Origin of the sequence: Streptomyces sp. NPDC059861 (assembly GCF_042731435.1) — a bacterium.
Classification (GTDB): domain Bacteria; phylum Actinomycetota; class Actinomycetes; order Streptomycetales; family Streptomycetaceae; genus Streptomyces.
This window is the reverse complement of sequence record NZ_JBHWJQ010000050.1, coordinates 1-13328: the sequence shown is the minus strand read 5'-3', so window position 1 is coordinate 13328 and position 13328 is coordinate 1. Positions and strand designations below refer to the sequence as shown.

The window sequence follows — 13328 nt, the reverse complement described above, 5'->3', positions numbered from 1 at the left end:
TGCACGACTTTTTCGATGTTCAGGCACGTTTAGGGAGCGGGTGCGCAGTGTCCGGTGGAGAGGTGGCCGGCATCCTGGTGGCCGTCTTCTGGGCGATCCTGGTCTCCTTCCTCGCCGTGGCTCTGGCGAGGCTGGCCCAGACGCTCAGGGCGACCACCAAGCTGGTGGCGGACGTGACCGACCAGGCTGTACCGCTGCTGGCGGACGCCTCCTCGGCGGTGCGCTCCGCGCAGACCCAGATCGACCGGGTCGACGCCATCGCCTCGGACGTCCAGGAGGTCACGTCGAACGCGTCCGCGCTGTCCACGACCGTCGCCTCCACCTTCGGCGGCCCGCTGGTCAAGGTCGCCGCCTTCGGGTACGGCGTGCGCCGGGCCCTCGGCGGCCGCAAGGAGGACGTGCCCGCGAAGTCGTCGAGGCGTACCGTGATCGTGGGCCGGACCGTCCCGGCCGCGCGGCGGGCCAAGCGGAAGAAGGACTGAGACCAGCGATGTTCCGCCGTACGTTCTGGTTCACCACGGGTGTCGCCACCGGCGTGTGGGCCACCACCAAGGTCAACCGCAAGCTGAAGCAGCTCACCCCCGAGAGCCTCGCCGCCACGGCCGCGAACAAGGCGATCGAGGCGGGCCACCGCCTCAAGGACCGAGCGGTGGGCTTCGCGCTCGACGTCCGCGCCAACATGGCCCAGCGGGAGGCCGAACTCCAGGACGCGCTCGGCCTGGACGCCGACCCGGAGCTTCCCTCCGCGCGGCGGTACGCCGCCATCGAGAACCGCAACAAGCCGAAGACGTACGTCATCGACCACACGACGTACACGTACAACCGGAATGAGGACCACTGATGGAGTCGGCTGAGATCCGCCGCCGCTGGCTGAGCTTCTTCGAGGAGCGCGGGCACACCGTCGTCCCTTCGGCGTCGCTCATCGCGGACGACCCGACTCTGCTCCTCGTCCCCGCCGGCATGGTGCCCTTCAAGCCCTACTTCCTGGGCGAGGTCAAGCCGCCGTTCCCGCGTGCCACCAGCGTGCAGAAGTGCGTGCGCACGCCGGACATCGAGGAGGTCGGCAAGACCACCCGGCACGGCACGTTCTTCCAGATGTGCGGCAACTTCTCCTTCGGCGACTACTTCAAGGAAGGCGCCATCAAGTACGCCTGGGAGCTGCTCACCAGCCCCCAGGACAAGGGTGGTTACGGCCTGGAGCCGGAGAAGCTCTGGATCACCGTCTACAAGGACGACGACGAGGCCGAGCGCATCTGGCACGAGGTCGTCGGCGTGCCGAAGGAGCGCATCCAGCGCCTGGGCATGAAGGACAACTACTGGTCCATGGGCGTCCCCGGCCCCTGCGGCCCGTGTTCCGAGATCAACTACGACCGCGGCCCCGAGTTCGGCGCCGAGGGCGGCCCCGCCGTCAACGACGAGCGGTACGTGGAGATCTGGAACCTCGTCTTCATGCAGTACGAGCGTGGCGAGGGCATCGGCAAGGACAACTTCGAGATCCTCGGCGACCTCCCGAGCCAGAACATCGACACGGGCCTCGGCCTGGAACGACTCGCCATGATTCTGCAGGGCGTGCAGAACATGTACGAGATCGACACCTCGATGGCCGTCATCAGGAAGGCCACCGAGCTGACCGGCGTGGCCTACGGCGACGCCCACGACTCGGACGTCTCGCTGCGCGTCGTCACCGACCATATGCGCACGTCCGTGATGCTCATCGGCGACGGCGTCACCCCCGGCAACGAGGGCCGCGGCTATGTGCTGCGCCGCATCATGCGCCGCGCCATCCGCAACATGCGCCTGCTCGGCGCCACCGGCCCCGTCGTCAAGGACCTGGTCGACACGGTCATCGCGATGATGGGCCAGCAGTACCCCGAGCTCATCACCGACCGCGAGCGCATCGAGAAGGTCGCCGTCGCCGAGGAGAACGCCTTCCTCAAGACGCTGAAGGCCGGCACCAACATCCTCGACACGGCCGTGACCGACACCAAGGCCGCCGGCGGCACCGTCCTCTCCGGCGACAAGGCCTTCCTGCTCCACGACACCTGGGGCTTCCCGATCGACCTCACCCTGGAGATGGCCGCCGAGCAGGGCCTGTCCGTGGACGAGGACGGCTTCCGGCGCCTGATGAAGGAGCAGCGGGAGCGCGCCAAGGCCGACGCCCAGGCCAAGAAGACCGGCCACGCCGACGTCGGCGCCTACCGTGAGATCGCCGACAGCGCCGGCGCGACCGACTTCATCGGCTACACCGACACCGAGGGTGAGACCACGATCGTCGGCATCCTCGTCGACGGCGTCTCCTCCCCGGCCGCCACCGAGGGCGACGAGGTCGAGATCGTCCTGGACCGCACCCCGTTCTACGCCGAGGGCGGCGGCCAGATCGGCGACACCGGCCGCATCAAGGTGGACTCCGGTGCCGTGATCGAGGTCCGCGACTGCCAGAAGCCGGTCCCGGGTGTGTACGTCCACAAGGGCGTCGTCCAGGTCGGCGAGGTGACCGTCGGCGCCAAGGCCCACGCCGCCATCGACGGCCGTCGCCGCACGGCCATCGCCCGCGCCCACTCGGCCACCCACCTCACCCACCAGGCCCTGCGCGACGCGCTCGGCCCGACGGCCGCCCAGGCCGGTTCCGAGAACCAGCCCGGCCGCTTCCGCTTCGACTTCGGCTCGCCGGCCGCCGTTCCGACGGCCGTGATGACCGACGTCGAGCAGAAGATCAACGAGGTGCTCGCCCGCGACCTCGACGTGCACGCCGAGGTCATGGGAATCGACGAGGCGAAGAAGCAGGGCGCCATCGCCGAGTTCGGTGAGAAGTACGGCGAGCGCGTCCGCGTCGTGACCATCGGCGACTTCTCCAAGGAGCTGTGCGGCGGCACGCACGTGCACAACACCGCCCAGCTCGGCCTGGTGAAGCTGCTCGGCGAGTCCTCCATCGGCTCGGGTGTGCGCCGTATCGAGGCGCTGGTCGGCATGGACGCCTACAACTTCCTCGCCCGTGAGCACACGGTTGTCGCCCAGCTCCAGGAGCTGGTCAAGGGCCGCCCGGAGGAGCTTCCGGAGAAGGTCTCCGCCATGCTCGGCAAGCTGAAGGACGCCGAGAAGGAGATCGAGAAGTTCCGCGCCGAGAAGGTGCTCCAGGCCGCCGCCGGTCTCGCCGAGTCCGCCAAGGACGTACGCGGTGTCGCGCTCGTCACCGGCCAGGTCCCCGACGGCACCACCGCCGACGACCTGCGCAAGCTGGTGCTGGACGTGCGCGGCCGTATCCAGGGCGGCCGGGCGGCCGTGGTGGCCCTGTTCACTACGGTGGGCGGCAAGCCGCTGACGGTCATCGCCACCAACGAGGCCGCCCGTGAACGCGGCCTCAAGGCCGGTGACCTGGTCCGCGCGGCCGCCAAGACCCTCGGCGGCGGCGGCGGTGGCAAGCCGGACGTCGCCCAGGGCGGTGGCCAGAACCCGGCCGCCGTCGGCGATGCCGTCGACGCCGTCGAGCGGCTCGTGGCGGAGACGGCCAAGTAAGGACTTGGTGGAGATGCGTAGAGGACGTCGGCTCGCGATCGACGTCGGGGACGCCCGGATCGGGGTCGCCTCGTGCGATCCCGACGGGATCCTCGCCACGCCCGTCGAGACGGTCCCCGGCCGGGACGTCCCCGCGGCTCACCGCCGGCTGAGGCAGATCGTCGAGGAGTACGAGCCGATCGAGGTCGTCGTCGGACTCCCTCGCTCCCTCAAGGGGGGCGAGGGTCCCGCCGCGGTGAAGGTCCGTGGCTTCGCCCAGGAGCTGGCCAGGGGCATCGCCCCGGTCCCGGTCCGGCTCGTGGACGAGCGGATGACGACCGTGACGGCGGGTCAGAGCCTTCGGGCCGCCGGCATGAGATCCAAGAAGGGCCGCTCGGTCATCGACCAGGCCGCCGCCGTCATCATTCTGCAGCAGGCACTGGAATCCGAACGGGTGTCAGGTAAAGCCCCGGGCGAGGGCGTCGAAGTGGTCATCTGATCGCGATACGGTAACGTTCCGCGCGATGCGGCAGCATTCGAACAGCCGCCGCACAGCAAGAGGCGGGACGGGAGCCGAGCCGGAAGCCACGCGACCGCCGCCTCGCGGCTCTAGGGGATCGATGACTGAGTATGGCCGGGGCCAAGGCTCCGAACCGTGGCATCCGGAGGACCCGTTGTACGGGGACGGCGGATGGGGAGGACAGCAGGCCCCCGCGGGCCAGCAGTCCCCCTACGGCGGCCAGCCGCAGCACTATCCAGAGCAGCCGCAGCAGCCGCAGTACGGCGACTGGGGCACCGGCGAGCACCCCGGCTACGGCCAGGCGCAGCAGCACTACCAGCAGCAGTACGACCAGCAGCAGTACGCCGCGCAGGCGCAGCAGTCGTACGGCGCCCAGCAGCAGTACGACACCGGCAGCTGGCCCACCGGTACGCAGCAGCACCTGCCCTACGCCGCCGATCCGGCCGACCCCTACACCCAGCAGGGCGTCGCCTACGGCGGTGAGCAGCCCGACTTCTACGGCACGCCCGACGCCTACCCACCGCCCGAGCCGCCGAGTCGCCGGCGCGCCGAACCGGAGCCCAGGACCGACTGGGACCCGGGCCCCGACCAGGGCGAGCACGCCTTCTTCTCGGGGGCGGACGATGACGACGACGAGCCCGCGGACCGGCGCGGGCGCGGCGAGCGGCGGGGTCGGGGCGGCAAGGGCAAGGGCAAGAAGAGCCGCAACGGATGTGCCTGCCTCGTGGTCGCCCTGGTGTTCGGCGGCGGTCTGGCCGGTGTCGCCTACTTCGGCTACCAGTTCTACCAGGATCGTTTCGGCACGGCCCCGGACTTCGCGGGCGAGGGCACGAGCGAGCAGGTGACCGTCGAGATCCCCAAGGGCGCGAGCGGCGCGGAGATCGGCCGCCGGCTGAAGGAGGCCGGCGTCGTCAAGAGCGTCGACGCCTTCGTGGCCGCGCAGTCGCAGAACCCCGACAGCGGTTCGATCCAGGCGGGCGCCTATCTGCTGAAGAAGCAGATGTCGGCGGCGAGCGCCGTCGAGATGATGCTCGACCCGAAGAGCCAGAACAACGTGATGGTCACCCCGGGCCAGCGCAACGGGGGCGTCTACAACGCCATCGACGAGAAGCTCGGCCTGGAGTCCGGCACCACCCAGGATGTCGCCGAGAAGCAGTACAAGAAGCTCGGCCTGCCCAGCTGGGCGAACAACGACCCCGACATCAAGGACCCGCTGGAGGGCTTCCTCTACCCGGGCACCTATCCCGCGGCCAAGGGCATGAAGCCCGAGGCGGTCCTCAAGGAAATGGTCGGCCAGGCCAGCCGGCAGTACGCCCAGTACGACCTCCCCGCCAAGGCGAAGGCGTTGGACCTGGAGGACCCGCTGCAGGTCATCACGGTCGCCAGCCTCGTCCAGGCGGAGGGCAAGACGGAGGACGACTTCCGCAAGATGGCCGAGGTGGTATACAACCGCCTCAAGCCGGACAACACGGAGACCAACCAGCTCCTCCAGTTCGACTCGACCTTCAACTACCTGAAGGGCGAGAGCAACATCAACATCAGCGAATCCGAGATCCAGAGCAACCAGGATCCGTTCAACACGTACACCCAGAAGGGTCTGCCGCCCGGACCGATCGGCAACCCCGGCGCCGAGGCGCTGAAGGCGTCGCTGAACCCGACCGACGAGGGCTGGATGTACTTCGTGGCGACCGACGGCCGCCACAACACCGAGTTCGCCCGGACGCACGACGACTTCCTGGAGCTCAAGGAAAAGTTCAATGAAAGCTCGGGCAACTGAGGCCCGCCGGGCCGCCGTCCTCGGCTCGCCCATCGCCCACTCCCTGTCCCCGGTGCTGCACCGGGCGGCATACCGGGAACTGGGTCTGACGGGCTGGACCTACGACCGGTTCGAGGTGGACGAGGACGGGCTGCCGGGGTTCTTCGCGCAGCTCGGCCCCGAGTGGGCCGGGCTGTCGCTGACCATGCCGCTGAAGCGGGCCGTGATCCCGCTGCTCGACGAGATCAGCGACACCGCCGCCTCGGTCGAGGCGGTCAACACGGTCGTCCTCACGGACGACGGCCGCCGCGTCGGCGACAACACCGACATCCCCGGCATGGTCGCCGCCCTGCGCGAGCACGGCATCGAGCAGACCGACACGGCCGCGATCCTCGGCGCCGGCGCCACCGCGTCGTCGGCGCTCGCCGCGCTGGCCCGGATCTGCACCGGCGAGGTCGTCGCGTACGTCCGCAGCGCGGCCCGCGCCGCCGAGATGCGCCGGTGGGGCGAGCGGCTGGAGGTCGACGTCCGCGTCGCGGACTGGGCGGACGCGGCCGAGGCGCTGCACCACCCGCTGGTCGTCGCGACCACGCCGGCCGGTACGACCGACGCGCTCGCCTCCGCCGTGCCCGAGCGGCCCGTGACGCTCTTCGACGTGCTGTACGACCCGTGGCCGACGACGCTGGCGGCGCGCTGGTCGGCGTACGGCGGGGCCGTCGTCAGCGGGCTCGACCTGCTGGTCCATCAGGCGGTGCTCCAGGTGGAGCAGGTCACGGGCCGCGCGCCCGCGCCGCTGGACGCGATGCGCAAGGCGGGCGAGCACGCCCTGGCCGGTCGCTAGGTCTCGTCCCCGGTCGAGCGCGCGGAACCCGGCGCGGCCGCCGGTCTCTTCCTGACACAGTCCGTCCGACTGCTGGACCGGCGGCCTGACCAGCGGTCCGGACGTGGGAGGATCGAACGTGGCGGGCCTGGGCCGCGCACCCGGGGTCGCGCCACCGCGCTACGCGAGCAGACGCGTATGCCGGTCACTACCGGGCGCGAGCACAGAGGAGCACCGTTGAGCAGGTTGCGCTGGCTGACCGCGGGGGAGTCCCACGGTCCCGCACTCGTCGCGACGCTGGAGGGCCTTCCCGCCGGCGTGCCGATCACCACGGAGATGGTGGCGGACCACCTGGCGAGGCGGCGGCTCGGCTATGGACGCGGTGCGCGCATGAAGTTCGAGCAGGACCAGGTCACCTTCCTCGGTGGTGTGCGGCACGGGCTGACCCTCGGCTCGCCGGTCGCCGTCATGGTCGGCAACACCGAGTGGCCTAAGTGGGACAAGGTCATGGCGGCCGACCCCGTGGACCCGGAGGAGCTGGCCGCGTTGGCCCGCAACGCGCCGCTGACCCGCCCCCGGCCCGGCCACGCCGATCTCGCCGGCATGCAGAAGTACGGCTTCGACGAGGCCCGTCCGATCCTGGAGCGGGCGTCGGCCCGGGAGACCGCGGCCCGTGTGGCGCTCGGCGCGGTCGCGCGGTCGTACCTGAAGGAGACCGCGGGCATCGAGATCGTCAGCCATGTCGTGGAGCTCGCGGCGGCCAAGGCGCCCTACGGCGTCCACCCGACCCCGGCCGACGTCGAGAAGCTGGACGCCGACCCGGTGCGCTGCCTGGACGCCGACGCGTCGAAGGCGATGGTGGCGGAGATCGACCAGGCCCACAAGGACGGCGACACGCTCGGCGGCGTCGTCGAGGTGCTCGCGTACGGCGTGCCGGTGGGCCTCGGCTCGCACGTGCACTGGGACCGCCGGCTGGACGCCCGGCTGGCCGCCGCGCTGATGGGCATTCAGGCGATCAAGGGCGTCGAGGTCGGCGACGGCTTCGAGCTGGCCCGGGTGCCTGGCTCGAAGGCGCACGACGAGATCGTCACCACGGACGACGGCATCCGGCGCGCCACCGGCCGCTCCGGCGGCACCGAGGGCGGTCTCACCACCGGTGAGCTGCTGCGGGTGCGCGCGGCGATGAAGCCGATCGCGACCGTGCCGCGGGCGCTCCGGACGGTGGACGTGGTCACGGGCGAGCCCGCCCAGGCCCACCACCAGCGCTCGGACGTGTGCGCGGTACCGGCAGCCGGCATCGTCGCCGAGGCGATGGTCGCGCTGGTCCTCGCGGACGCGGTCGCGGAGAAGTTCGGCGGCGACAGCGTGACCGAGACCGCCCGCAACGTGCGCTCCTACCTCGACAACCTGGTGATCCGATGAGCGGGCCGCTGGCCGTGCTCGTCGGTCCCATGGGTGTCGGCAAGTCCACCGTGGGCCATCTGCTCGCCGAGCGGCTCGGCGTCGGCTTCCGGGACACCGACGAGGACATCGTCGCCGACCAGGGCCGCACCATCGCCGACATCTTCGTCGAGGACGGCGAGGCCACCTTCCGCGCGCTGGAGAAGCGGGCGGTGCGCACGGCGCTGGCCGAGCACACCGGTGTGCTGGCGCTGGGCGGAGGCGCCGTGCTCGACGCCGGCTCCCGTGAGCTGCTCGCCGGGCACCAGGTCGTGTACCTGTCGATGGACGTCGAGGAGGCGGCCCGGCGGACCGGCCTGAACGCGGCCCGGCCGTTGCTGGCCATCAACCCGCGCAAGCAGTGGCGGGAGCTGATGGAGGCCCGGCGGCACCTGTACGAGGAGGTGGCACGGTCGGTGGTGGCCACCGACGACCGTACGCCCGAAGAGGTCACCCAAGAGGTGCTGAACGCCCTGGAGTTGAAGGAAGCATGAGCGAGTCAGTGACGCGGATCCAGGTCGGCGGCACCGCGGGCAGTGAGCCGTACGAGGTCCTGGTGGGCCGTCAACTGCTCGGTGAACTGGGCGGTCTGATCGGCGACCGGGCCAAGCGGGTCGCCGTCGTCCATCCCGAGGCGCTGGCCGAGACCGGTGAGGCGCTGCGCGCCGACCTGGCCGAGCAGGGCTACGAGGCGGTCGCCATCCAGGTGCCCAACGCGGAGGAGGCCAAGACGGCCGAGGTCGCCGCGTACTGCTGGAAGGCGCTGGGCCAGTCCGGCTTCACCCGCACCGACGTCGTCGTGGGCGTCGGCGGCGGCGCGACCACCGACCTCGCCGGCTTCGTGGCCGCGACCTGGCTGCGCGGGGTGCGCTGGATCGCGATCCCCACCACGGTCCTCGCCATGGTCGACGCGGCCGTCGGCGGCAAGACCGGCATCAACACGGCCGAGGGCAAGAACCTGGTGGGCGCCTTCCACCCGCCCGTCGGCGTCCTGTGCGACCTCGCCGCGCTGGACTCGCTCCCGGTCAACGACTACGTCTCCGGGCTGGCCGAGGTCATCAAGGCGGGCTTCATCGCCGACCCGGCGATCCTGGAGCTCATCGAGTCCGACCCGGAGGCCGCGCGCACGCCCGCCGGCCCGCACACGGCCGAGCTCGTCGAGCGCTCCATCCGCGTCAAAGCCGAGGTCGTCTCCTCCGACCTGAGGGAGTCGGGCCTGCGGGAGATCCTCAACTACGGCCACACCCTCGGCCACGCCATCGAGAAGAACGAGCGCTACCAGTGGCGGCACGGCGCCGCGGTCTCCGTGGGCATGCACTTCGCTGCCGAACTGGGCCGGCTCGCGGGCCGGCTGGACGACGCCACGGCCGACCGGCACCGCACGATCCTGGAGGCGGTCGGGCTGCCGCTGCACTACCGCTACGACCAGTGGCCCAAGCTGCTCCAGACCATGAAGGTCGACAAGAAGTCCCGCGGCGACATGCTGCGCTTCATCGTGCTGGACGGCCTGGCCAAGCCGACGGTCCTGGAGGGACCCGATCCGGCGATGCTGCTGGCGGCGTACGGCGAGGTCGGGCAGTAGATCCGGCGAGGGGTCCGGTACGTCCCGCGGGGCCCCTTCCGCCCGATTCTCCTTGCCCCGCCGGGCACTTCGGGCCGTCCCCCGCCGTTCACCAAAGGACGGCGGGGGACGGTACCGTTCGGTAGCGAGCGCCAATTGCCTGTACGAGACGGAGTGGCACCGGATGCAGCACGCAGTGGGGTCTCCGCTGCCGCCGCCCCACCAGCCGGGGCAGGGACCGGCCGACGGCTGGTCGCCGGCCGCACAACACCCGGGTCCGGGTCCGCACCACCAGGGGCCCGCGCCCGTTCCTCCGGGGCCCGCCCCCGTTCCTCCGGGGCCCGCGCCAGTCCCGCCCGCGTCCGTCCCTCCGGGCTCCGCCCCCGTGCTCCCGCCCCCCGGTTTCTCCGGCCCGCCCTCGGCTCCGCACCACCCCCCGATGGCACCGCCGCCCCCGGACACCACGGGCCACGTCCGGCTGCCCCCCGGTGGCCCGGTGACGATGCCTTCCGCACCGGCCACCACCACCGTCCCCGACCCGGGTACCACCACCCTCGCGGTCCTGCTCATCGGCCCGGCGGGGGCGGGCAAGACCAGCGTCGCCAAGTACTGGGCGGACCACCGCCGGGTGCCCACGGCCCACATCAGCCTCGACGACGTACGCGAATGGGTGCGCTCGGGCTTCGCCGACCCCCAGTCGGGCTGGAACGACAACTCCGAGGCGCAGTACCGCCTGGCCCGCCGCACCTGCGGCTTCGCCGCGCGCAACTTCCTGGCCAACGGCATCTCGTGCATCCTCGACGACGCGGTCTTCCCCGACCGCCCCGTCGTGGGTCTGGGCGGCTGGAAGCGCCACGTGGGTCCCGGCCTGCTGCCCGTCGTCCTCCTCCCCGGCCTCGACATCGTCCTGGAGCGCAACGCGGAACGCTCGGGCAACCGACGCCTCACCGACGAGGAGGTGGCCCGCATCCACGGCCGCATGGCCGGCTGGTACGGCTCGGGCCTCCCCATCATCGACAACTCCCAGCTGGACGTCCCCAGCACGGCCCGAGTCCTCGACGAGGTCCTCACCCGCTCCATAGCAAGCCCCCCGAACTGGTGACACGGGCGGCGACGCCGAAACGGCACCCCCTGAAGGGGCCCGGGGAACTGCGCGACAAGCCCCCGCCGGCGGCCGGCCGTAGCCCTCTGAAGGTCAGGGGACTCTGTCGACGCCGGAACGGCACCGCCCTGAAGAAGCGCGGCGAACTGCGCGACAAGCCCCCACCGGCCGTAAGCCGCCGCAGACAGCGCCGCGCACTGCCATAGGCGCCACAGAGAGCCCCCCTCGACAGCCGCCGCCGATGACAGCCCCCGCACTTCCGTAGGCGCCGCTTCCACCCCCGCACTTCCGCAGGCGCATCCACCCCCCGCCTCTCCACAGGCGCCGCAGACAACACCCCGCGAACCTCCACAGCCGCCCCACCGCCCACTCGGCCTCCCCGAGCGGCGCCACCGCCGCAAAGCTCTTACGCTCGGCACATGTCAGAGGTGTACGCGACCCGCCGAACCCGGCTACGGGAACGCTGCAACGCGGCCGGCAGCGCGGGAGCGCTGATCTCCCGGCCCGCCAACGTGCGCTACCTCGCGGGCGTGGCCCCCCACGGGGCCGTACTGCTGCTGGGCAAGCGCGAGGACCTGCTGGTCAGCCACGGCCCCCCGGACGACCGCCCCACCGAGGGCCGCCTGGACGAGACCCTGCGCCTGCACACGCTCCCCGCCCCCGGCGGCGACTGTGCCGTCGCCGCCGCCGACCTCGCCACCGACCAGGGCGCCGACTCCCTTGCCGTCGAGGAACACCACCTCACCGTCGCCCGTCACCGGGCCATCGGCTCGGCCGCCCCCGCCCTGCGCCTCGCCGATCTCGGCAACGCGGTCGAGCAGCTCAGGGTCGTCAAGGACGAGGAGGAGATCTCCTGCCTCCGCATCGGCGCCGAGATCGCCGACCAGGCCCTCGGTGAGCTCCTGGAGTCCATCCTCGTGGGCCGCACCGAACGCCACCTGGCCCTGGAACTCGAACGCCGCCTCGTCGACCACGGCGCCGACGGCCCCGCCTTCCCCACCTCCGTCGCCACCGGCGCGAACTCCGGCAGACGAGGCCACCGCCCCACGGACCGCCGCGTCGAGGAGGGCGACTTCCTCTCCGTCTGCCTGGGCGCCACCTACCGCGGCTACCGCTGCGAGATCGGCCGCACGTTCGTGATCGGCACCTCCCCGGCGGACTGGCAGATCGAGCTCTACGACCTGGTCTTCGCCGCTCAGCGGGCCGGCCGTGAGATGCTGGCCCCCGGCTCCGCCTACCGTGACGTGGACCGCGCGGCACGCCAGGTGCTGGACTCCGCCGGGTACGGTCAGGGCCTTCCGGAGCTCATCGGTCACGGCGTGGGGCTCGAAATCGACGAGGACCCTCAGCTGGCCCCCACGGCCATGGGTAAACTGGACGCTTGCGTGCCGGTCACCGTCGAACCGGGGGTCCACCTCCCGGGCCGGGGCGGTGTCCGGATCGATGACACGCTCGTCGTACGCCCCGAGGCGGACGGCGGACCCGAGCTACTCACCATCACGACCAAGGAGCTGCTCGCGCTCTAGCCTCACAGCTGTCGCGCCTGCCCCCGGGTCGTCCACGTAAGTCCAGGAGATTGAAGCAACCGTGGCTTCCACGAACGACCTCAAGAACGGCATGGTGCTCAAGCTCGACGGCGGCCAGCTCTGGTCCGTCGTCGAGTTCCAGCACGTCAAGCCCGGCAAGGGCCCGGCCTTCGTGCGCACCAAGCTCAAGAACGTGCTTTCGGGCAAGGTCGTCGACAAGACCTTCAACGCCGGCGTGAAGGTCGAGACGGCCACCGTCGACAAGCGCGACATGCAGTTCTCCTACATGGACGGCGACTACTTCGTCTTCATGGACATGGAGACCTACGACCAGCTCATGGTCGACCGCAAGGCCGTCGGTGACGCCGCCAACTTCCTGATCGAGGGCTTCACCGCCACCGTCGCGCAGCACGAGGGCGAGGTGCTCTTCGTCGAGCTGCCGGCCGCCGTCGAGCTCGTCGTCCAGGAGACCGAGCCCGGCGTCCAGGGCGACCGCTCCACCGGCGGCACCAAGCCCGCCACCCTGGAGACCGGTCACCAGATCCAGGTCCCGCTCTTCATCACCACCGGTGAGAAGATCAAGGTCGACACCCGCACCAGCGACTACCTCGGCCGGGTGAACAGCTAACCGTGGCTGCCCGCAACACGGCCCGCAAGCGCGCCTTCCAGATCCTCTTCGAGGGCGACCAGCGTGATGTCGACGTCCTGACGGTCCTTGCCGACTGGATCCGGCACTCGCGGACCGACACCCGGCAGCCGCCGGTGAGCGAGTACACGATGCAGCTGGTCGAGGGCTACGCGGAGCACGCGACGCGCATCGACGAGCTGATCGCCCAGTACTCGGTCGGCTGGACGCTCGACCGGATGCCGGTCGTCGACCGCAACATCCTGCGGCTCGGCGCGTACGAACTGATCTGGGTCGACGAGACCCCGGACGCGGTCGTGCTGGACGAGATGGTGCAGCTGGCGAAGGAGTTCTCGACGGACGAGTCGCCCTCGTTCGTCAACGGCCTGCTCGGCCGGCTGAAGGACCTCAAGCCCTCGCTGCGGCGCACCGCCGAGGACTGAGCACCCCCGGAACGCCGGAGGGCCGCAGCGCAGGCTGCGGCCC

Annotated in this window: 13 protein-coding genes; all 13 read left to right on the top strand. The window is 71.2% G+C overall.

What is annotated here, in order from left to right:
* Nucleotides 1-47: 47 nt before the first annotated feature.
* Complete coding sequence (locus tag ACFV6X_RS31825) at nt 48-482, top strand: DUF948 domain-containing protein (RefSeq protein WP_365449039.1); 435 nt, start codon at nt 48-50, stop codon at nt 480-482.
* 8 nt (nt 483-490) lie between these two features.
* Nucleotides 491-841: a hypothetical protein gene (locus tag ACFV6X_RS31820; protein ID WP_385389542.1), complete on the top strand. Its 351-nt coding sequence runs from the start codon at nt 491-493 to the stop codon at nt 839-841.
* Nucleotides 841-3513 (top strand): alanine--tRNA ligase, encoded by a 2673-nt coding sequence (gene alaS, locus ACFV6X_RS31815; protein WP_385389540.1) that lies wholly within the window; start codon nt 841-843, stop codon nt 3511-3513. Before ACFV6X_RS31820 ends, alaS begins: the two co-directional genes overlap by 1 nt.
* A 13-nt stretch (nt 3514-3526) precedes the next feature.
* On the top strand, nt 3527-3991 hold the full coding sequence (gene ruvX, locus ACFV6X_RS31810) for a Holliday junction resolvase RuvX (protein ID WP_385389537.1): 465 nt from the start codon (nt 3527-3529) through the stop codon (nt 3989-3991).
* Between the two features lie 121 nt (nt 3992-4112).
* Entirely contained in the window at nt 4113-5789 is a 1677-nt protein-coding gene (gene mltG / locus ACFV6X_RS31805; RefSeq protein WP_385389534.1) for an endolytic transglycosylase MltG, read from the top strand.
* Nucleotides 5770-6609 carry a shikimate dehydrogenase gene (locus ACFV6X_RS31800; RefSeq protein WP_385389532.1) on the top strand — a complete coding sequence of 280 codons (840 nt, stop codon included), beginning with the start codon at nt 5770-5772 and terminating at the stop codon, nt 6607-6609. The genes mltG and ACFV6X_RS31800 overlap by 20 nt, the downstream gene beginning before the upstream one ends.
* Nucleotides 6610-6825: 216 nt before the next feature.
* Nucleotides 6826-8010 carry a chorismate synthase gene (gene aroC / locus ACFV6X_RS31795; protein WP_385389531.1) on the top strand — a complete coding sequence of 395 codons (1185 nt, stop codon included), beginning with the start codon at nt 6826-6828 and terminating at the stop codon, nt 8008-8010.
* Nucleotides 8007-8522, top strand: a complete 516-nt coding sequence (locus ACFV6X_RS31790; protein ID WP_385389529.1) for a shikimate kinase — start codon at nt 8007-8009, stop codon at nt 8520-8522. The genes aroC and ACFV6X_RS31790 overlap by 4 nt, the downstream gene beginning before the upstream one ends.
* Nucleotides 8519-9610, top strand: coding sequence for a 3-dehydroquinate synthase (gene aroB, locus ACFV6X_RS31785; RefSeq protein ID WP_365449055.1), 1092 nt, complete (start codon nt 8519-8521; stop codon nt 9608-9610). The genes ACFV6X_RS31790 and aroB overlap by 4 nt, the downstream gene beginning before the upstream one ends.
* A 163-nt stretch (nt 9611-9773) precedes the next feature.
* Nucleotides 9774-10691: a Pro-rich N-terminal domain-containing protein gene (locus tag ACFV6X_RS31780; RefSeq protein WP_385389526.1), complete on the top strand. Its 918-nt coding sequence runs from the start codon at nt 9774-9776 to the stop codon at nt 10689-10691.
* 419 nt (nt 10692-11110) lie between these two features.
* Nucleotides 11111-12217: an aminopeptidase P family protein gene (locus tag ACFV6X_RS31775; protein ID WP_365460429.1), complete on the top strand. Its 1107-nt coding sequence runs from the start codon at nt 11111-11113 to the stop codon at nt 12215-12217.
* A 61-nt stretch (nt 12218-12278) separates the two neighbouring features.
* Nucleotides 12279-12845 carry an elongation factor P gene (efp, locus tag ACFV6X_RS31770; RefSeq protein WP_365460426.1) on the top strand — a complete coding sequence of 189 codons (567 nt, stop codon included), beginning with the start codon at nt 12279-12281 and terminating at the stop codon, nt 12843-12845.
* Between the two features lie 2 nt (nt 12846-12847).
* A complete protein-coding gene (gene nusB, locus ACFV6X_RS31765) occupies nt 12848-13285 on the top strand; it encodes a transcription antitermination factor NusB (protein WP_385389523.1) in 438 nt (145 codons plus the stop codon).
* Nucleotides 13286-13328 lie beyond the last annotated feature (43 nt).

Bases quoted from the DNA above. Each gene is read 5' to 3' on its own strand.
- ACFV6X_RS31820 (WP_385389542.1), top strand. From the start codon at position 491: ATGTTCCGCCGTACGTTCTGGTTCACCACGGGTGTCGCCACCGGCGTG.
- alaS (WP_385389540.1), top strand. From the start codon at position 841: ATGGAGTCGGCTGAGATCCGCCGCCGCTGGCTGAGCTTCTTCGAGGAG.
- ruvX (WP_385389537.1), top strand. From the start codon at position 3,527: ATGCGTAGAGGACGTCGGCTCGCGATCGACGTCGGGGACGCCCGGATC.
- mltG (WP_385389534.1), top strand. From the start codon at position 4,113: ATGACTGAGTATGGCCGGGGCCAAGGCTCCGAACCGTGGCATCCGGAG.
- ACFV6X_RS31800 (WP_385389532.1), top strand. From the start codon at position 5,770: ATGAAAGCTCGGGCAACTGAGGCCCGCCGGGCCGCCGTCCTCGGCTCG.
- ACFV6X_RS31790 (WP_385389529.1), top strand. From the start codon at position 8,007: ATGAGCGGGCCGCTGGCCGTGCTCGTCGGTCCCATGGGTGTCGGCAAG.
- aroB (WP_365449055.1), top strand. From the start codon at position 8,519: ATGAGCGAGTCAGTGACGCGGATCCAGGTCGGCGGCACCGCGGGCAGT.
- ACFV6X_RS31780 (WP_385389526.1), top strand. From the start codon at position 9,774: ATGCAGCACGCAGTGGGGTCTCCGCTGCCGCCGCCCCACCAGCCGGGG.
- ACFV6X_RS31775 (WP_365460429.1), top strand. From the start codon at position 11,111: ATGTCAGAGGTGTACGCGACCCGCCGAACCCGGCTACGGGAACGCTGC.